Here is a 19,717-nt window from a genome sequence, read left to right as displayed (position 1 = left end):
CCTCCTTAAGTCATTTTAACTTTTTTTTAATTTATTCTTTACCTCCAGAAAATGCAATACTTTCTATTACTTTTTTCTGAAAAATTACAAATACGATTATAACTGGTAATAAAGTTAATGTTGTTCCAGCCATTAATGCTCCCCAATCAGTTTCAATAGCATTAACTTCTTTAAAATAAGCTAATCCCAATTGTAATGTATATAACTCTTCTTTATTTACAATTAGTAAAGGCCAAAAATATTGGTTCCAAGCATAGATAAATATTAATATAAAAGATGTAGATAAAATTGGCTTTGATATAGGTAGAACGATAGAAGTAACAATCCTAAAAGTGGAACACCCATCAATCATAGCCGCTTCTTCTATTTCTTTTGGTATCTTCATGAAGAATTGTCTTAATAAAAATACTATCAATGCACTCCATGTAAATGGAATTATTATTCCTCGCAAAGTATTTAATAAATGTAATTCTTTTAGTATTAATATCATTGGTATCATAATTGTTTGTGCTGGTAACATTAAGCCAGCTAACAAAATGATAAATAGTAAATTCTTACCTTTGAATTCCATTCTTGCAAATGCATAGGCAGACATTACTGATGTTACTAACTGCCCAATTATAATAAATATTGTAACTGTAACACTATTTATAAAGAATCTAACAAATGGAAAGCTAGATATTGCTTTACTGAAATTTTTAAAATTAAAACTGCTTGGTATCCATTTTATAGGAATAGTAAAGATTTCATTTGCTGATTTGAATGATGTGGATATCATCCATAAAAAAGGTAATATCATTGCTATCGCTATTCCATATAAAATAATATACTTAGATATTTTTTTCATAGTCATATCAATTCTCCTCAACAAATTTTTTCTGAATTACTGTAATTAATACAGTTAGTGCAAACAATACAAATGCTATAGCAGATGCATATCCTATTTCATACTCAACGAAACCAACTTTATATAAATAAGTAACTAGCATCTCTGTTTTTCCTATAGGTCCTCCATTTGTTGTTACTTTTACAATATCAAATATTTGAAAAAATGAATATATTGTACTTGATACTATAACAAAAAACATTGTGGGTCTAAGTAGTGGCATAGTTATTCTAAAAAACTTCTGAATGCTATTAGCTCCATCTATCTCAGCTGCCTCATTGATAGATTTGGATATAGATAACAGTCCGGCAATAAATATTACCATGTTGTAACCTATGCTTTTCCAAACTCCTATGATGATAAGTGCCGGCATAGCCAAGTTAGGATCGGAAAACCACTTCATAGGTCCTATACCAAATACAGATAAAATACTATTTAACAAACCATATTTATCTGGTAAGAAAATCCAAGACCACACAACCCCTACAGCAACAAGTGAAACAATATGTGGCAAGAAGAAAACACCTTTCAAAAATTGATATCCTTTTATTGTTTCATCCATTATATAGCTAAGTACTAATGATATAAAAACACTTAATGGCACTGTAATAGCTGCATATATCAAAGTATTTTTAAGAGCATTAAGAAAATCTTTATCATCAAATAATCTCATATAATTCTGAAATCCAACAAATACTTTGTCTATTGAAAATCCGTTCCAATCAACAAGCGTAAGACTAAAAGAATATATAAGAGGTATTATGAAAAATACTATGAATAAAATGTATGTTGGTGCAATTAATAAGTAGGGTGTGTATTTTTTCTTATTCAAGAATATTCCTCCTTTCTCTATTAATCAAATGACTTGATTAATTAATTTCATTATAAATATTTTGTAGTTATTTGTCAACATATTTTTTCTAATGATTTGATTAATTGTAATTATGCACAAAAAAACTATACTAAATATATTTATTATAATAATATATATAGTATAGTTAATATTAACAGATTTTATTAAGATTCTAACCAAAACCTACTTGCAAGCCTTTAATTTCATCTGATAATTTTTTACCTAACACTAATTGGATAAACCCGCTTTCTGTATCTATGACCATAGTTTGGAAAAAAACTATGAGTCAAAAGGTTATAAAGAAATTATATGACGGAGTTAATCTTTGGTTTATAAAAGAATTAAGTTATTGATGATATTTCGTAATAGATTTATTATAATTAACTCAAACAAATAGTATCTAAAAAAGTAAAAGCTTTGCTTAATCAATTATTCAGACTCAAACTCAATATTTTTGATAAATAGCGACATTAATCCTTTTTATTTTTTTATTTTAATATAACTTGACATTTTATGTTACATTGATATATAATTGTTTTGTTTAATATAAAAAGAGGTATTTAATTTACTATTTTTATACTAGTCTTTTACACAATATTTACTGATTTTCTACATAAATTATAGCATAATAAATCAAAAAAATTAGTTAACTTTATGGAGGATAACATGAAAAAAATATTATCAATAATTTTACTTGTATCATTATTATTAACATCTACTACATCAATATTTGCTAAATCTACAAACATATCATATGAAAAAAAATGTGATGATTTAGTATTTAAACATATGCAAAATATCTTAAATAAAAACATCAGTACTTTTAGTAATAATCAATTAACATTATCAGAAAAAAATTATCCTTTGATAAATAATGAATTAGAAAAAGCTGGATTAAAAATTTATAATGTTAGTAAAAACAATTATACAGAACTTCAAAAGAAATTAAAGATGAATTTTAATACTCTATTTGAAACTGAAACACCTGAATATTTTACAATAATTGTTTCTGAAACTCAACAACTTTCAAAGCAAAATAATAGAATATCCCTAGTATCAGATGATACATATACATTTGAGACATACCCTTGGCAATTTAGAACCATATATTTATATGCAGAAAATGATCCTAGGATGGCTAAAACACATACTGAAAATATGTATAAAAAATATACAGGATTTCCATATTATAAATCTATGGCAGATATATTAAATAAAACTTTTAATATAGTAGTGGGATCTGTAACAAAACATTCATGGAAAATACTAACAGCCTTAGGAATTGATTTAAATTCTATTGGAACCTCGAAAAGCAGTTCATATTATATAACATTGAATTGTTGTTGGACTAGAAAAATTAAACAAGTCTATAATATTTATGATGAAGCATGGGATAATTCCTCATCAGCTGATTATGCTCTTTGGAATCAATATGATGACTGTAATTATTACGATAAAAATTCAAATAAAATGGTTAGAAAAACTTATACTGAAAGCGGTAGAGTAAATTCTCCCCATTTTGGTGATATAGATTGGTTAGAACAAGAAGCTAAAAGAGGTTTTTGGCAATCACATATTAAAAGAGATGTAACAGGCGATATAACTTCTAAATATAACGACAAAGTTGTAATTAGATTTAGAGCAGATTTTTAATTGATTTTTATAACCTCTTTTTTATTAAAACAATATATTAAAACAAAGGAAATAATTTAATGGAATTCTTATTTGAGAATATTATAGGAATTGTTATAGGTATAACTATAATTTCATTAGCTTCTTTTATTAAAGCATTATTGAAAGATAATATGGCAGATTTAATATCAGAAACTGTATCATTTATTAGTTGGTATATTATCACTGTTTTATTGAATCGTTATTTACCTGATTTATGTATCTTAACTTCAAATAAAATATTATATGCTTTTATCTCAATAGTGTATTTAATAATAATTACATGCTTGATTAAACATTTTCAAGAATAAATATTTTAATATACGGGGAGAATCAAGTTACTCTCCCCTTGCCTCTATTAATAACATCCTTTAATTCTTTATACCTAATATCTTCCAATTTATAATACTCTCCATTAATTTCATCTGATAATTTTTTACCTAACCCTAATTGGATAAAACCACTTTCTGTATCAATTACCATAGTTTGTATACCTTCATTTCTTATCATCCTAGCCATATGTAATGCATCATCTATAGGCTTACCCTTGTTCAACGAAACATTAGCTTTGCCATCTGTAACAAGCACCATCAAAGGCTCCGTATCAGGTTCTTTTACTTTATATGATTTTAGCAATTCATAAGCTGCATATAACCCAGAGGCTAAAGGAGTTTTTCCCCCTGTAGGTATATTCTTGAGCCTCTTTTCTGCCATATCTACACTTTTTGTTATTGGAAGTAGAACTTCTGCTTTATCTTTTCTAAAAGCAATCATACCTACTTTATCCCTCTTTTGATAAGCATCATTCAACATTGAAATGATTACTGATTTCACAACCCTCATTCGTTGTTTTGTTCCCATAGAACCACTTGCATCAACTACAAACAATATTGTACTCCCTGTCCTTCTCTCTCTTATTTTTTCTCTTATATCTGACCTATCAATAACTATAGATACTTTATCATTATTCCTGAACTTTTGATAAGGTAATGCAGCCCTTAATGTTGCATCAAATGCAATAGAACTAACTTTACCTTTAGGTATGGAATATTTTATATATCTACCCTTTTGAGGATCATTCTTTACTTTAGTTCTTTTTCCAGTACCTTTTACCTTTTTAGTATTATTTGTAGATTTTATTTCCAGGGGAATAATTTTGTCGTTATATAAGGGTTGTTCAATCTTTTCTTGTAAATGAGGTTCATTACTTGATTCATTACTCTTATTATTTTTCTTACTAGTATCACCAATCTGTTCATCAGTTAAATCATTGTCTCTTTTATTCATAAAATCATCATTAGTATTATCCCTTTGGCTAATATAATCATTTTCTATATCTCTATTTCTTATATCATCAGTTTTACTATTATTTGTACTTGCATTATTCTGTGTTTCATCTCTATTAGTGTCCTTATCATTATTATTTGTGTCTCTCCTAGATTCATTTACATTAGGTATCTCTCTTATCCTATGAGGTAAACTATAACCTGCCGCCTCTTCAATATCATCACTAATAACATTTTTTCTCCTATCAAGTGCTGCTATTGCCTTAGCTGTTTCCACTATTGATATCTCAGCCCTATGACCTGAGCAATTTCCCCCTTTAGCAATATCGGCTGCAAAATACAATAGTTCTTCATCTACCACTACATCTCTGATAATCTCTCTAGCATTAGCTATTTCATCACGTATTCTATGATTTTCCTTTTGCCAATCCTCAATAAACCCAATGGGATTTTCTTCATATTCCAGCCTTCTCTTTATTATTTCCTTACGCTCCTGAATATTTTTAGAACCTCTACTCTCCACATATAACCCGAATCGATCAATAAATTGAGGACGCAAATACCCCTCCTCAGGATTCATTGTCCCTATCAATATGAACTTAGATTCATGACTGAAAGATAATCCTTCCCTTTCAATTCTGTTAACACCCGAAGATGATACCTCAAGCAAACAATTAACAATATGTTCACTCAAAAGATTAACTTCATCAACATACAAAATATTTCCATTAGCCTTTTGTAAAACACCACAATCTACAGCTTTCTTACCTCTAGAAATTGCTGTTTCGATATCAATAGTCCCAATGAGCCTATCCTCAGTAATATTCAACGGAAGATTAACAACACTTTCTCTAATTACATCAGCTAACCCTCTTACCAAAGTAGACTTTGCTGTACCTTTCTCACCGCTTATCAAAACACCACCAACCGCAGGATTAACCGCATTAAGTATAAGAGCTTTCTTAACTTTCTCCTGTCCAGCAATAGCTGCAAAAGGAAATACCACTTCTGATTTATTCATAGTTATACACCTATCCAATAATTTGTTTTACCCTTTCAAAATCTAATACTCCTTCTTCAAAAGGTCTTCTTCTCATTCTATGTGGTAACACTAACTCTGCCGCCTCTAACAAATCCTCTTTCATCACCTTAGTTCTTCCATTAAATGCTGCATTAGTAACTGCCGTCTTAACCATAGTAATATCCGCCCTATGCCCATCAACCTCTAACTCAATAGATAATCTTGCAACAATTTCTAATATCTTATCTGTATATTCAACCTTACTCAACAAACTCTTAGCCTTCATAATTCTTTCATTTAATCTATTATTATCTTGGATATATTTCTCAACAAACTTCTCAGGATTATCTTCATACTCCAATCTTCTCTTAATAACCTCAACCCTTTTTTCTGTTTCCCTTTCTCCCATAACTTCTACAACAAGCCCAAATCTATCAAGAAGCTGTGGTCTAAGATCTCCTTCCTCAGGATTCATGGTCCCAACCAACACAAACCTAGCAGGATGAGTATAAGATATTCCCTCTCTCTCAATAGTGTTAACCCCCATAGCTGCCGAATCAAGCAAAATATCCACAACATGGTCATCCAACAGATTAACTTCATCAATATATAGTATATTCCTATTAGCCTCTGCCAAAATCCCAGATTCAAATTTCTTCTCACCCATCTTAATAGCATGCTCAATATCAAGAGTTCCAACAACTCTATCCTCCGTTGCACTAACAGGCAAATCAACCACTTTCATCTTACCCTTATGCTCAGTAACATCTCCAGACTCAATCAAACCCACACATTCATCACAACACTCACTTATTTCATCTGGATTACAATGAAACTTGCAACCACTAATCTCTTTTCTCTCCGGCAACAAATCAGCCAAAGCTCTCACAGCCGTAGATTTAGCTGTTCCCTTCTCACCTCTAATCAAAACACCTCCAATAGAAGGATTAATTATATTAAGCAAAAGAGCTTTCTTCATATTATCTTGTCCCACTATCGCAGTAAAGGGGTATTGCTTTTTGATATTTTCCATAACTCTAACTCCTTTTACCATTTTATTTAATAGAAATTAATACTATCCATAAACCGGCACCAACCGAAGGTTGTAAAGTGTTATAATCACTCAGACGGTTCGTTTCTCAGAGTAAGGCAAGTGATTATAACACTTTACAACCTGATTGTTGACTTTTTTATGCAGTAATATCTAAATATCCTCCTCTATATCCCCCTCCAATTCCAAATATACCTCCAATAACTTCTCCTTCTGCTCATCCGTAGCCTTCCAATAACCTCTCTTCTCATACTCCATCATCTGTTCCACAATAGAAAAATAAGCCCATCTATTATTGTCTCTAAGTCTTTCCTTCATCTCATCATCATCAATATATTTACTATGCAAATCATCATAAATCCACTCTTCTACCTTATTAGTAGTAGCCGCTAACCCCATAATATTTTCAAATCTATCCGCTATATTCTGAACTCCATGATATTTATGCTCTAACATACCATCTATCCACTTAGGATTTAATACCCTTGTCCTAATTCCTCTATTAATAGATTTTTCCACACTTTCTGTTTCAATCCTTTCACCAGTTGTATCAGTAATGTATATCTCTGCTTTTGACCCCTTGGCCATTTCCACTGATTTAGCAAGTCCACCAAAAAACTCATAATAATGATCAAGATCTGTTACCTCATACTCGTGATTACTTCTTATCTGTGATACAACATCAACAGAACTCAAGTTATTATTAAACAATTCTCCTGCTTCTTTTCCTCTACAATTTTTACTATATACATATCTTAGACTCTTAACAAAAGTTTCTCCTATCTGAGATTCATTTTGCCAATTCTTAGTTTCAAATAGCTTAGTAACACCTGTTCCGTATTCTCCTTCTGCCGGTCCAAATATCCTAGATTTACATAACTCTATTGCTTCCTCTTTTTCGTAACCCTCTTCTAATAGCTTCTTGTACAGTCTTTTACTATTAGCCTTGAAGTAATTAAATTCGTCACCTTCATCTAGTTCATATATTGTTTCAAATAATTCATTTAAATCATTGATAATATTTGAGAACATATCCCTAAAAAATCCACATATATTTATTACTACATCAATTCTAGGTCTCTTTAATTCTTCCTCAGGTATTATTTCATATTTGGGTTCCCATATACTTCTTGACTTTCCAAGTCTTATTCCTAGATAAGCCATTATCTGTCCAACTGTTTCTCCCTGAGTCCTAGAAGTTTCAAGTCCCCATAGAACTACCGCTATACTTTTTGGATATTCTCCATGTTCCTTTAGATACTGGCTAATTGTATTTTCAGCGATTTTCTTACCTCTCTCATAAGCTGTTTCACTAGGAACAAATCTTGGGTCAAATTGATATAGATTATAACCTGTTGGCATTACTTCTGGATTTCTAATAGTATCTCCTGCTAATTTAGCCTTAAGATATTCTCCATTCAATAGTTTCAGAAGTCCGTTGCTCTCATTATTATTATTACACTTAGTAATTAGGTCTTCTGCATACTTCATTGTACTATCTATTTCTAGTCGTAGCTCATTTTTAATGTTAAGACTATCACTGATTTTCCCATTTTCTTTCCAATATATATCAATTAATTCTTTTACTTCTCTATCTATTCGTTTTAATAGGTTTATATCATTTTTTTCCAGTATTTCATCATAATCATAACCATTATTAACTGCTAAGATTCTCCTAAGAGATTTTATATTACCTCTATCATATCTTAGAACAAATTCAAGATATCTATAGACTTCTTCATTATCAAAAGATTTACCAAATACATGAAGACCTTTTGGAATAAGTGAACGGTTCATTCTATATAATTCACTTTCAATTTCATCTAAATCCTCAGGTAGATTATTTTCCACTGCCTTCTTCATTATGTTAGTATATACATCATCACTTCTTACTGGTGATACTCTTAGTGCTTCATGGTATTCATCAATCATAGCTGCCATTTTTGCGTATTCACCATATAATTCTCCTTCAATAAATGTTGGTGGTTGATAGCCTATCAATGCTGCATGAGAACGTCTTTTTGCAATCATTCCTTCAGCAGGATTTCCACAATAATAGATATACAGATGAGGAAGGTCACTAACTAACATATCTGGTAGACATCTACTGGACATACCGCATTCTTTACCTTTCAAGAATTCTAATGTCCCGTGTGTTCCGACATGAATAATAACATCTGCTTTAAATTCCTCTTTTAGCCACTTATAATATGCTATATATTGATGAGGAGGCAATAATGTTTTGTCATGATAGATTTTTTCTGGATTCTCATGTATACCTCTTGTTGGCTGTAGACCAATAAAAATATTTCCATTAATTATTCCTGGTATCAAAAAATTTTCTCCATCACTCATTATACTTCCTGGTGCTTCGCCCCATTGCTCTAACATCTCTTCTTTATACCATTTGTTTTCCATATCTTTATTGTACTCTTTGGTAGCATACTTAAAAAAATTTTCTTGAGATTCTTCGTTAGACCATCTACCTGAATTGACTATCTTACCTGATGTGAAACTATCCATTAACTGGTTAGCACTTAGAGGTTTTACATTATAAGAATTACTATTTAATTCTTTTAGTATATTTCCCACTGAACCAAAAGTATCAAGAAAAGCCCCTCCAAATAGGTTATCTTCACCTGGTGGATAATTGTAGCATATAATAGCTACCTTTTTATCCAAGTTCATCTTAGTTTGCAGTTTAAGCCAATTTTTAACTCTGGAAACCAGTTTCATGACTCTATCATTTATTAAGCTGAGTTCCCTCACTTCAATATCAAATTCACTATTATACTTAGGTACTGCCATAGCTCCAATGGGATAAGTCTCTATTGCTCCATCTAATTCTGGAAGCATCACTGATAATAGAAACTCTGATGAATTGATTCCTTCCACACTATCAAACCATTCAAGCTCTCTTCTTTTTGACATAAAAAATGGATGAAAGATAGGGACATTAACATCTTCTAAAACACTAACTGCATAATCTGCATTTCCACCCATAGGTCCAGCTCCTAGTCTAAAAGACATAAAATTAATAATAAGATTAGCTTTTTTACCTGTAGCATTTAATAGCCAATCTTTCAATAAGTCTTGATTATCTGTCTTAGTCTTGGAAAAAGCAATTGGTAATACATTAGCGAATTCTCTAATTTTCTCAGCTATTTTGGAGACACAAGCTGAAGTATCATTGGGATAAGTATGTCCATAGAATAATAAGGCTACTGTTGGGTTATTACTATTAAATCCATGAATATCAGCATATTTTTTATAATTATCAAAATACATTTTCGTTTCTGGATCACACAAACCAATGTCAGGTAGCTTCTCAGATTCTTGAGGTTTGGGAATCCCTTTTACTCTCCCATAATCTCTTAACAACAGATACATCATGTTAGTCAATTGTATAATAGTAGCATTCTGAAAATACTTACCTATCTGAACAAAATTTCTCATATCCCTTGGCTTTCCAACTGGAATTATTTTTCCCATTTTTTCCGCCATATCAGCCATCTTTTGCATCTTACTCATATTCATAGGTTTCCTAGGCTTCTTATTACTCTTTCTATTCATCCCCATATCACTAGAAGTCAATTCCCCAAGTCGCAGATAATTCCTGCCTGCTCCACCTATAGGTATTATGTTCCCCTTACACTTTTCTAATCCTCGTATTACAGCCTCTACAATCTTCTTAGGACTTCCCATCAAATCTACAAAAATAACATCCGAATCAACAATATCAATCTCCATATCTTCAAGCTTACTATCCTCTAATGCCCTAGACGCATAAAACAAACGTAACTCCAACACATCATTAAACCTGCTATTAATATCCTCTTGTACCTTAATCAATCCTGTTATCACCGATGTAGAAACCGAAATCACAGTTACCTTCACACCAATTCCCTCTCTCCATAAATTTAGAATCACTACATTACATACTAATCAACTATAGCTACATATCTACCTCATTAACCTAGGAAAAAACACCGGCTTCCCACTCTCTTTATCTTCTGTTATATCCCCATTAATATTAAAAACATCCTTCAAGTTTTCCTCACTTACTATATCCCACGGTTCCCCTTTCAAATGAACATGTCCATCCTTAATGACAATCAATTCATCCGAATATTTTGCCGCAAGATTAATATCATGCAATACCATAAGTATAGTAATACCATTCTCTCTATTAAGACTCTTAATTAATTCCAATACCTCTAACTGATGGCTTATATCCAAAAAAGTTGTAGGTTCATCCAATAATAATATCTCTGGCTTCTGGGCAATAGCCATTGCAATCCACGCTCTCTGCTTCTCACCACCAGACAGATTACACATCTTCTTATTAGCAAAATCCTTCATATTAGTAGTTTCCAGAGCCCAATCAACTATGCCATTATCTTGTTCATTGTCTCCCTTCCACCACTCTTTGTAAGCATATCTACCATACACTACTAGATTTCTTACTGTCACATCTGTATTACTGCCATGTATCTGAGATAAAACAGCCATTTTCCTAGCTATCTCCTTACTTTTGATACGAGAAATATTTTCTCCATCTAAAAAAACTTTACCTTTATTAGGTTTGATATTTCTTGATAATGTTCTCAATAATGTTGTTTTACCTGAACCGTTAGGTCCTATTATTGAATATATTTTCCCTCTTCCAATATTTAGATTCAGGTCTCTTATAACTTGGTTTTCTTTATATTTAACTGATATATTATCAGCTCTTAGTATTTCTTCCATATAACCAACTCTCATATATATGTATTTTAATCTTTTCTTAACAAATAAAGAAAAAACGGTACTCCTAAGATTGCCATCACAATTCCAACTGGGATTTCCACAGGACTTAATACAGTACGAGCAAAAGTATCACTCAACATAACAATTGCTGCCCCTAGTAAAGATGAACCAGGAATTAAGTACTTATAATCATTGCCAACCATAAGTCTGACACTATGTGGAATAATAAGACCTACAAACCCTAATAAACCAACTACCGATACTGCACTAGCAGCCAACATAGCTGCAACTGCCGTTAACCCGAAACGAACCAATTCAACATTAAGCCCTACACCTCTTGCAATATCATCACCTAGAATAAGTATGTTCAACTTTTCCGACATAAACAATAGTATAATCAATCCTATAATGGTATATGGTAAAATTGTCTTAAGCTCAGGCCAACTTCTAGCAGATAATCCACCGTTCATAAACATTAATGCACCATGTACTCTGTCACTAAAAAACACCATTAATGCTGAAATACCTGCACCAAGTAATGTTGAGACAGCAACACCTGCTAATATGACTCTTATAGGTTGTATACCACCTTTCCAAGATAATACATATATCATTATCGCTGCCCCCATTGCACCTACAAATGCAAATGGCGGAACTAAAATCTGGTATTTTGGAAATAGTATCAATATGATTATCCCTGCAAGTCCAGCTCCTGATGATATACCAATAATACCTGGATCAGCCAAGGGGTTTCGCATAACCCCTTGTAAAATACACCCAGACAAAGCTAGATTAACTCCAACTAATCCTGCTACTATAGTTCTAGGTAATCTGATATTCCATATTACTAATCTTTCAGCTGAACCATCATTATTAATAATTACTTCTAATATTCTTCTCATAGAAACATTCATACTTCCCTTAGCATTGCTTAATAAGAATGCTATTATCAATAAAATTCCAAATGCTATAATAAATGCTATTTTATTATTGTCTTTTGAAATGGTTTTATTCATCTAATCCACCAAATACTTCAGGATATACACCTTTTGCCATATACTCAATGGCATCAACAAAATTACAACCTGCATTGTATAAGAAGTATTTTTGTGGTAGATAAACTATATTCCCTTCTTTTACAGCTCTTAGTTCTTTCCATACTGGGTCTTTTCCTAATTTTTCACTAATAACTTTTTTTGCATCTTCATCAGAACTTAACATGCTTGTTACTAAGATTACATCTGGGTCTTTTTCAATGATATATTCCATACTGAAAGGTGTAGTTTCTCCACCCATTCCTTCTGGTGCACAACCTGCTGCTATATTATCAAGTTTTAATATGTCTGCTACATTTCCTGCTATACTCTTTGGTAATTTTACTGAAACATCTTTTGATGTAGCATATAGTATAACTACTTTTTTAGATTCCTCTGGTAATTTGTCAACTAGTACTTTCTTTTCCTTTTCCATGCTAGCGATAACTTCTTCTGCCTTGATTGATTCATCAATGATACGTCCTATTGCTCTAATATTGTCTATAACATCTTCATATGTTCTCATATGTAAAGCCAAAGTTTTTATTTTGCTTTGTTCAAGAACTGGAACAACTCCATTATGTAAACCAAATTGGGCTATGACCAATTCTGGTTGTAATGAAACTATTTTTTCTATATCAGGATTATAGACTTTACCCACTACTGGTAATCCCTCTATATCCTTTGGATCTACAGGAGCACTATTACCAATTTCAGATGTACATATTGATTTACCTCCTAAATCATATAATACTCCTAGAAAAGTACCTGATATTGCTGCTATTTTTTCTGGTTTTTTTTCAAGAGTTACTTCATTACCGTACATATCAGTAATAGTAACTGGATAGCCTTCGCCTTCTGATATAGTAACTACAGCACCACCCATAGATGGCATTTTACCTTCACCCATACCTTTTGGCATCTTCTTATCCATACCTTCTGGCATTTTTTTATCCATTTCTTTTGGCATCTTATCTTTTTCTTTATCCATTTTGGAAGAATCTTTTTCTTGAGAATTATCTTTTTTTATTCCTTTTGACTCTACACTAACTTCTTTCTTTTCTGTTTTCTTATCATTACTACACCCTGTAAAACTTAAAATGATCATACATCCTATTAAAGTAAATATGATAGCTAATTTTTTATTCATCCTTTTTCCTCCATACAAGATCAATTTTTTTTGTTTTAATATATAATTGGAATACTTTAAACTGCAGTGTGAATACACATATTAATTTACTGCAATAAAAAATGCCCCTTAACTTCTGCAAGTTAAAAAGCATGAAAATCATCAATATAAGTCTATATTCCCAATCTGCTATAATTAAATTCCTGCCTACCTAATACAGCAAATATCTAATCACAAGATTATATCAAGTATTCCACACCCTCCGTCACTCGCAGAGTTTTCACTTAGTATAAGTGAAAGTGTTTTAGAGACAGGCAGGTTTTCTGACTTAGTTTACACATTACAGCGGCGAGACCGTTCAGGTTTTACACCTGATTCCCTATTATGCAATAAAAATTGCCACCTACTCCAATTATTCATTTTTTTTCTAGTTTAAAACATAAATCATGATATGTCAATGTTATATTAATTCGAGTTTCCCCATTTTTATCCAACAAACTATAAAATAGCCAATAGTCATGCCAATTTAGGTATATGTGAAGTAGTGAGGCAGGACGCCGAACCCAGCAGTTAATCTGACAGCTCTACTGGACTGTCAGAAAGCTTACTTGCTAAGAATTCATCTAAAAAATTGTGATACTTTAATTATAATTAAACTTTCCATTCTAAAATCTTATCCAAAAAACTTATTAACTGCTTAGTCTTCGGCTCCCTAAATAGCTTGGTACTTTTACCACTTTCTAAAATCGTATTCTCTGCTAAAAATATGATTTTATCACATGAATTCTTGGCAAATCCCATTTCATGCGTAACTATTATTAAATCTAATCCGTCATTTTGGAATTCATTAAGCATGTCTAGAACCTCCCCAGTATATTCAGGATCTAGGGCAGATGTAGGCTCATCCAATAATAGTAGTTTTGGTTTAATAGCTACCGCTCTAGCTATAGATATCCTTTGCTGCTGTCCACCCGAGAGTTGTGACGGATATTTATCCTTTTCTCTTGATAATCCAAATCTATCAAATAGTTTACTAGCTGTTTGGACGGCATCAGATTTGTTTATACCAAAAGTATGTATTAGAGGAAGCATTACATTCTCCATAGCTGTCAAATGCTCAAATAATCCTTTGGACTGGAATACAAAACCAATGTTTCTACGTAACATCACAAGTGACTTCTCATCAAAATTTATCTTATTATCATCAATGTACATTTCACCAGAACTTGGAGTAAGTAGTCCTCCAATTATACGGAGTAGAGTTGATTTTCCTCCGCCAGATGGACCAATGATTGCAATAGAATTAATATTATCTTCATAGTTAATATCTTGTAACACAATATTATCGCCATAATTTTTACAGATATTTTTTAGCTCTATATTCATGTTTGTACCTCCTCTCAAACAATCTAGATAACATGGACACTGCAAATGTAAGTATAAAATATAACGCTCCTACAAATATATAATTCTCAAACATCCTAAAATTGACTGCTGATATTTCTTGTATGGTTTGTGTCAGTTCAATTAATGCTATTACAGATAATAGGGATGAATCTTTTATAATAGAAGCAAACTGCCCTGTCAATGCTGGTAATATTCGTGACATCAGTATAGGAAAAGTCACAAATCGAAATGTTTTTCTTGGTGTAAGTCCAATAGCTTTTGATATCTCATATTGCTGACTGTCTATACTTTCTAGACCACCTCTAATAATCTCTGAAATATAAGCTCCTTCAAATATTGACAAGATGATTATTCCTGCTACATATCTGTTATCAACACCCCATGCAGTACCGATTATATAATAGAAAAAATATATTTGCACAAGTAATGGGGTTCCTCTAATAATCTGTATATATATTTTGCATAAATAGCTAATTGTCAATATCTTAGAATTCTGCCCTATGGCAGTAATAGAGCCTATTAGCAAGCTAAGTAATAAGCTTCCTATAGATATTATGATAGTCATATAAAACCCATGCCATAGTCTTTGCTTATATTCTAATAAAGTTGTAAAATCAAGTTTCAGGTCAATGGCTTTTATGGACACCCACATAAAAAATATTATAATTACTATGACTAATGCAGCACTAATGACTTTATTTAGAACTGTTATTTTTTTATCATCTGTTTGTCTCATATTTTCACCTTAATCAAAGAACCAAGGAAAACCAAGTTCATCGAATGTTTCCTTTTCCTCTTTCAAATATTTTTCGGTAATCTTATTGAATCCTTCTTTTTCTTTAAATTCTTTTATAAAGTCATTTATCTTATTAAGTAATTCCGTATTGCCTTTCTTTATCCCAATTCCCCAACTTTCACTATCTTGAAATGGTATCAATATTGCTTCAGTTGTTTCTTCATTTAGTTTACTTTGACGATATATGGTGAGTTGGTCATATATGAAAGCATCCGCTTTTTCTTGTGTTACTTCAATTACACATGCATTTTCTGATGAAAGTCCATTTATCTTAGCTTTTGTAAGATTCTCTGTTGCATACAGATAGCCTGTTGTGCCTTTCTTCACATCAATTGTTTTACCCTCTTGATTTAGGTCCTGGATATTATTTATATTTGAGTTCTTATTTACTAATAAACCTAGATAGGAATATGCATAAGGATCTGAAAAATCTATTACCTCTCCACGTTTTTCAGTTATAGTCATTGAGGATATTACTGCATCTACTTTTCCCGTCTGTAATGATGGTATTAGTCCATCCCAGTTGATATTTTCAATTGTCACAGGTCTGTCTAAGTATTCTCCTAATGCTTTTGCAAGGTCTACACTTACACCTGTCGGATTGCCTTCTTCATCTTTTGTTTCAAAAGGTGGATATGCCAGTTCCATTCCTATAGTTAATGTATTGTCCTTATTCGATTTAGATCTACAACCTGATAATATTAATCCACTAAATAATACTAAGCATAGTATTATAAGTAATCTTTTCATAGAATAAACCTCCTTCTAGTTTAACTAAAATTGTCTATCATCTTTTTTAGTACCTGTCTAAAAATTTCTTTTTCATCGTCACTAATATTATTATATTGCTTATTATGTATTTGTTCAGATATAATAATAAATGCTTCCTCTAATTCTTTTCCCTTAGATGTCAATGATACTCTGTTAACTCTCTTGTCTTCCTCATCTTTTATCATTTGAGTATATCCAAAATCATTTAATTTCTTAACTAATGTTGTTATTGTAGATGGATCTTTTCCAATCTTATCTGCTAGTTCACTCATAGTTAAACTATTATTTTCTAAAAGTGATAGGATTATATTACCATGAGAAGGTACAATTCCGTTAATCCCTTTCTTCTTTAATTCTGAGATAATGAATTGATTAATCAAGACTCTAACCTTTCCAATTAAATATAATGTATTATCAGCCTTCAATATATCGCTTCCTTTCAAGAAAAATGCTAAGTTATGTCGCAAATAATATTACTTGGATGTCCAAGTTTATACACATTATACTTGGATATCCAAGTAATGTCAAGGAAATTCTATTTATTTTCATAAAATTAAAAAAGATACAAAAATTATTTTTGCACCTTTTGTCTAATTATTTCTTCTTTAATAATATTTTTTAAGAAAAGGTCATTTTGCTAACTTCAATACCTTCGATTGATTTTAATGAGCCCTCTAATTCGTTACACTTACTTTCAGTTTCCTCAGTTAACTCTAATAGGATAATGCCTTCTTGGGATGTGTTACCTTGATGTAATCCTAATCTTGTATTGATAATACTGCCTTGTTTTGTAAGGACATCCTGCATCCTGTCAACTTCTTCTAGGCGATTGCTTACTTTAATTCCAATAATAGTTTTCATGCTTATTCCTTCCTTTATTTTTACTTTTTAATAACTTTTTAGCCTTAATAGATAAATATATCTCATTATAAAGTTATCCATATTTGTGCTATTATATACATCTTATTTAATTTCAAAAAAACTGCCAGCAATTTCTCACTGACAGTTTTTATTAAACTTATTTATTATTTTACAACTTCAAAATCATTATTAATCCATCCAAGTGGAGAATTTATTTCCATGCCCATTCCACCATTAAGTGATACAGCATTATAACCTAATAATCTAAGTGCGGCTACCGTTTGACCTGCTGTTTGACCTGTGTAGCAGTAAACAACCACTGGCTTATCCTTTGGAAGAGTACCAAACTGTTTTTCCATTCCTGCTCCCCAAGGTATATTATTAGCTAAGGCTATATGTCCTTCTTCAAAGTCCTTTGCACTCCTAATTGATAATAGATAAAAGTCTTCTTTATCATCAATCATAGCTTTTAAGTTCTTTTCAGATACTTTGTAATTCTTGAACTTAGTTTCTTTTACATCCGCTAAACCATTATAGTAAGCTGTCAAGGCTGCTTTAATTTCCTCTGGTACGTCATATGTTTCTGAACCGAATTCGTTGACCGTTTCTTCTATAACGTCTTCGTATCCTTCAACTTTTGAAATACCGAAGTTAAATCCTAAGTTAACGCTTCTTGCATTAATACCAGCTAAGTTCAATGTCATAACAGCTTGACCTGCTGTCTGTCCTGAATAGCAGTAGATATAGACGTCTTTGTCCTGAGATATCTTAGTAATATTTTCTGCTATTGCTGGTCCCCAAGGTGCATTATATGCTCCTTTTACATGACCTTTCTTATAATCTGCTTCTGAACGGATGTCAACAATTACCATATCTTCATTAGCTCTTACTTTTTCAATAAATTCTTTTTGATTTATCTTGTAAATATGTTTTGGCATATTAGCATAATAAGCATTAATGCCTTCTTCTAGATTATATGCTTCTTCAACGTCATCTTTTTTTGTGTCGTCATCTTTAGTTGTATCTGTATTGCTTTCTGTACCTTTACTTAAATCCATTGTTCCTGCAGTATCATCTTTCTTAGAACCACAACCTGCAACACTTAATACCATGACTACCATTAAAAGTAAAGCTACTAACTTATTAAGTTTTTTCATTATGTTCCCTCCATTTAAATAAAATCATAATAATTATGAAGCATCCCCGGAATCAGGTACTGTTTTTTCTTCTTTCTCCGTTGGCATATCACCAGCAGACCATTCTAACCATGCACCATCATACACTTTTACATTTTCAAAACCTGCTTCATCAAGTAATAGTGCTGTTTGAGCTGCACGGAAAGATGATTTACAATAAAGAATGATTATATCATCTTTATCAAGACCCAAATCCTTATAGAACAAAAATGTATCTCTAGCTGACTTGAATGTTCCATCTGTATACAAATTTTTTGTATGGGGATATAATATAGCGTTTGGAATAGCCCCTTCTTCATATTCTGCTTTGCTTCTTACATCTATAATTTTTTCTTTACTATCTTCATTTTCTGCAACAGTCTTAACATAATCCATAGTAGCTATCATATCGCTGTTAGCTTCTTTGGCAACATATTCAGTTGGTGCTAATTCCGGTACTTCTAAAGACATAGGAAGTTTAGCTTTTTCTAAACCTCTTTGACCATTATTGATAACTTTTACATTATCATGTCCATAGACTTTTAGTGCCCACCATACACGACCTGAATATACCCCGCCGCTATTATCGTAGATATACAAAGTACTATCATTAGAAATTCCTTTTTCACTTAATACCTTCTCAACCTGTTCTTTTGGAGCTAACATACCTTTAATTGGTTCAGATATGGTAAGGCTGCTTGGATTAAGACAAATAGCTCCTTCAAGATGTCCTTTTGCATAATCTTCTTCTGATCTTGCATCAATGATAATTACATCACTATTATTCATTACTTCTTTAACTTCAGTTGGTTCTACTACATTATTACTTCCTTTATAACTAGTATTATTACAGGAAGTAATGGACAAAACAAACACAATCAATAGAGGAAGTAAAATACCTCTCTTATGGTTAGTTCTATACTTCATGACTAACTCCTCCTATATATTTCTAACTAGAACTGCTAGAAATACTTTCTGATTATATTAGCGAACATTGTTAAATAATATACAAACTAGGGAATTATTA

Annotated in this window: 17 protein-coding genes and 1 riboswitch; of the genes, 2 read left to right on the top strand and 15 right to left on the bottom strand. The window is 31.6% G+C overall.

The genetic code is table 11. The annotated features are described in order from the left end of the window. Nucleotides 1-31: 31 nt before the first annotated feature. Together N4A55_RS16265 and N4A55_RS16260 are read right to left on the bottom strand one after the other, a co-directional pair. Nucleotides 32-853, bottom strand: a complete 822-nt coding sequence (locus N4A55_RS16265; protein WP_293758420.1) for a carbohydrate ABC transporter permease — start codon at nucleotides 851-853, stop codon at nucleotides 32-34. Nucleotide 854: 1 nt separating this feature from the next. Continuing rightward, nucleotides 855-1,718, bottom strand: a complete 864-nt coding sequence (locus N4A55_RS16260; RefSeq protein ID WP_293758417.1) for a carbohydrate ABC transporter permease — start codon at nucleotides 1,716-1,718, stop codon at nucleotides 855-857. Between the two features lie 687 nt (nucleotides 1,719-2,405). On the opposite strand from N4A55_RS16260, the gene N4A55_RS16255 reads away from it, so the two are divergent. Together N4A55_RS16255 and N4A55_RS16250 are read left to right on the top strand one after the other, a co-directional pair. Then, nucleotides 2,406-3,392, top strand: coding sequence for a hypothetical protein (locus N4A55_RS16255; protein ID WP_293758415.1), 987 nt, complete (start codon nucleotides 2,406-2,408; stop codon nucleotides 3,390-3,392). 59 nt (nucleotides 3,393-3,451) lie between these two features. Continuing rightward, complete coding sequence (locus tag N4A55_RS16250; RefSeq protein ID WP_293758414.1) at nucleotides 3,452-3,721, top strand: hypothetical protein; 270 nt, start codon at nucleotides 3,452-3,454, stop codon at nucleotides 3,719-3,721. Between the two features lie 22 nt (nucleotides 3,722-3,743). On the opposite strand, the gene N4A55_RS16245 is transcribed toward N4A55_RS16250, so the two are convergent. The 13 genes from N4A55_RS16245 to N4A55_RS16185 form a co-directional block, all read right to left on the bottom strand. Continuing rightward, nucleotides 3,744-5,717: a magnesium chelatase subunit D family protein gene (locus N4A55_RS16245; RefSeq protein ID WP_293758413.1), complete on the bottom strand. Its 1,974-nt coding sequence runs from the start codon at nucleotides 5,715-5,717 to the stop codon at nucleotides 3,744-3,746. 10 nt (nucleotides 5,718-5,727) lie between these two features. Then, complete coding sequence (locus tag N4A55_RS16240; RefSeq protein WP_293758411.1) at nucleotides 5,728-6,750, bottom strand: ATP-binding protein; 1,023 nt, start codon at nucleotides 6,748-6,750, stop codon at nucleotides 5,728-5,730. 171 nt (nucleotides 6,751-6,921) lie between these two features. Then, nucleotides 6,922-10,665: a magnesium chelatase subunit H gene (bchH, locus tag N4A55_RS16235; RefSeq protein ID WP_293758409.1), complete on the bottom strand. Its 3,744-nt coding sequence runs from the start codon at nucleotides 10,663-10,665 to the stop codon at nucleotides 6,922-6,924. 66 nt (nucleotides 10,666-10,731) lie between these two features. After that, entirely contained in the window at nucleotides 10,732-11,517 is a 786-nt protein-coding gene (locus tag N4A55_RS16230) for an ABC transporter ATP-binding protein (RefSeq protein ID WP_293758406.1), read from the bottom strand. A 26-nt stretch (nucleotides 11,518-11,543) separates the two neighbouring features. Further along, nucleotides 11,544-12,533 carry a FecCD family ABC transporter permease gene (locus N4A55_RS16225; protein WP_293758404.1) on the bottom strand — a complete coding sequence of 330 codons (990 nt, stop codon included), beginning with the start codon at nucleotides 12,531-12,533 and terminating at the stop codon, nucleotides 11,544-11,546. Continuing rightward, nucleotides 12,526-13,701 (bottom strand): ABC transporter substrate-binding protein, encoded by a 1,176-nt coding sequence (locus tag N4A55_RS16220; protein WP_293758402.1) that lies wholly within the window; start codon nucleotides 13,699-13,701, stop codon nucleotides 12,526-12,528. The genes N4A55_RS16225 and N4A55_RS16220 overlap by 8 nt, the downstream gene beginning before the upstream one ends. Before the next feature lie 274 nt (nucleotides 13,702-13,975). Further along, nucleotides 13,976-14,102, bottom strand: a riboswitch (cobalamin riboswitch). A gap of 229 nt (nucleotides 14,103-14,331) precedes the next feature. After that, nucleotides 14,332-15,066 (bottom strand): amino acid ABC transporter ATP-binding protein, encoded by a 735-nt coding sequence (locus tag N4A55_RS16215; RefSeq protein ID WP_293758401.1) that lies wholly within the window; start codon nucleotides 15,064-15,066, stop codon nucleotides 14,332-14,334. Next, on the bottom strand, nucleotides 15,038-15,823 hold the full coding sequence (locus tag N4A55_RS16210; RefSeq protein ID WP_293758398.1) for an amino acid ABC transporter permease: 786 nt from the start codon (nucleotides 15,821-15,823) through the stop codon (nucleotides 15,038-15,040). Before N4A55_RS16210 ends, N4A55_RS16215 begins: the two co-directional genes overlap by 29 nt. 9 nt (nucleotides 15,824-15,832) lie before the next feature. Then, nucleotides 15,833-16,633 (bottom strand): transporter substrate-binding domain-containing protein, encoded by an 801-nt coding sequence (locus tag N4A55_RS16205; protein WP_293758395.1) that lies wholly within the window; start codon nucleotides 16,631-16,633, stop codon nucleotides 15,833-15,835. A 20-nt stretch (nucleotides 16,634-16,653) separates the two neighbouring features. After that, nucleotides 16,654-17,079: a MarR family winged helix-turn-helix transcriptional regulator gene (locus tag N4A55_RS16200; protein WP_293758393.1), complete on the bottom strand. Its 426-nt coding sequence runs from the start codon at nucleotides 17,077-17,079 to the stop codon at nucleotides 16,654-16,656. A 193-nt stretch (nucleotides 17,080-17,272) separates the two neighbouring features. Further along, nucleotides 17,273-17,515 carry a hypothetical protein gene (locus N4A55_RS16195; RefSeq protein ID WP_293758390.1) on the bottom strand — a complete coding sequence of 81 codons (243 nt, stop codon included), beginning with the start codon at nucleotides 17,513-17,515 and terminating at the stop codon, nucleotides 17,273-17,275. A gap of 164 nt (nucleotides 17,516-17,679) precedes the next feature. After that, nucleotides 17,680-18,672 carry a rhodanese-like domain-containing protein gene (locus N4A55_RS16190; protein WP_293758388.1) on the bottom strand — a complete coding sequence of 331 codons (993 nt, stop codon included), beginning with the start codon at nucleotides 18,670-18,672 and terminating at the stop codon, nucleotides 17,680-17,682. Between the two features lie 33 nt (nucleotides 18,673-18,705). Further along, nucleotides 18,706-19,617, bottom strand: coding sequence for a sulfurtransferase (locus tag N4A55_RS16185; protein WP_293758386.1), 912 nt, complete (start codon nucleotides 19,615-19,617; stop codon nucleotides 18,706-18,708). Nucleotides 19,618-19,717 lie beyond the last annotated feature (100 nt).

Source organism: Vallitalea sp. (assembly GCF_025211055.1).
Classification (GTDB): Bacteria; Bacillota; Clostridia; order Lachnospirales; family Vallitaleaceae; genus Vallitalea.
The sequence above is the reverse complement of the archived record's forward strand: the minus strand, read 5'-3'. Positions and strand labels throughout refer to the sequence as shown.

Excerpts from the sequence above, each read along its gene's own strand:
- N4A55_RS16190 (WP_293758388.1), bottom strand. The coding sequence starts at position 18,672 with ATGAAAAAACTTAATAAGTTAGTAGCTTTACTTTTAATGGTAGTCATG.
- N4A55_RS16205 (WP_293758395.1), bottom strand. The coding sequence starts at position 16,633 with ATGAAAAGATTACTTATAATACTATGCTTAGTATTATTTAGTGGATTA.
- N4A55_RS16210 (WP_293758398.1), bottom strand. The coding sequence starts at position 15,823 with ATGAGACAAACAGATGATAAAAAAATAACAGTTCTAAATAAAGTCATT.
- N4A55_RS16195 (WP_293758390.1), bottom strand. The coding sequence starts at position 17,515 with ATGAAAACTATTATTGGAATTAAAGTAAGCAATCGCCTAGAAGAAGTT.
- N4A55_RS16185 (WP_293758386.1), bottom strand. The coding sequence starts at position 19,617 with ATGAAGTATAGAACTAACCATAAGAGAGGTATTTTACTTCCTCTATTG.
- N4A55_RS16245 (WP_293758413.1), bottom strand. The coding sequence starts at position 5,717 with ATGAATAAATCAGAAGTGGTATTTCCTTTTGCAGCTATTGCTGGACAG.
- N4A55_RS16265 (WP_293758420.1), bottom strand. The coding sequence starts at position 853 with ATGACTATGAAAAAAATATCTAAGTATATTATTTTATATGGAATAGCG.
- N4A55_RS16250 (WP_293758414.1), top strand. The coding sequence starts at position 3,452 with ATGGAATTCTTATTTGAGAATATTATAGGAATTGTTATAGGTATAACT.
- N4A55_RS16255 (WP_293758415.1), top strand. The coding sequence starts at position 2,406 with ATGAAAAAAATATTATCAATAATTTTACTTGTATCATTATTATTAACA.
- N4A55_RS16215 (WP_293758401.1), bottom strand. The coding sequence starts at position 15,066 with ATGAATATAGAGCTAAAAAATATCTGTAAAAATTATGGCGATAATATT.
- N4A55_RS16240 (WP_293758411.1), bottom strand. The coding sequence starts at position 6,750 with ATGGAAAATATCAAAAAGCAATACCCCTTTACTGCGATAGTGGGACAA.
- N4A55_RS16230 (WP_293758406.1), bottom strand. The coding sequence starts at position 11,517 with ATGGAAGAAATACTAAGAGCTGATAATATATCAGTTAAATATAAAGAA.
- N4A55_RS16220 (WP_293758402.1), bottom strand. The coding sequence starts at position 13,701 with ATGAATAAAAAATTAGCTATCATATTTACTTTAATAGGATGTATGATC.
- N4A55_RS16225 (WP_293758404.1), bottom strand. The coding sequence starts at position 12,533 with ATGAATAAAACCATTTCAAAAGACAATAATAAAATAGCATTTATTATA.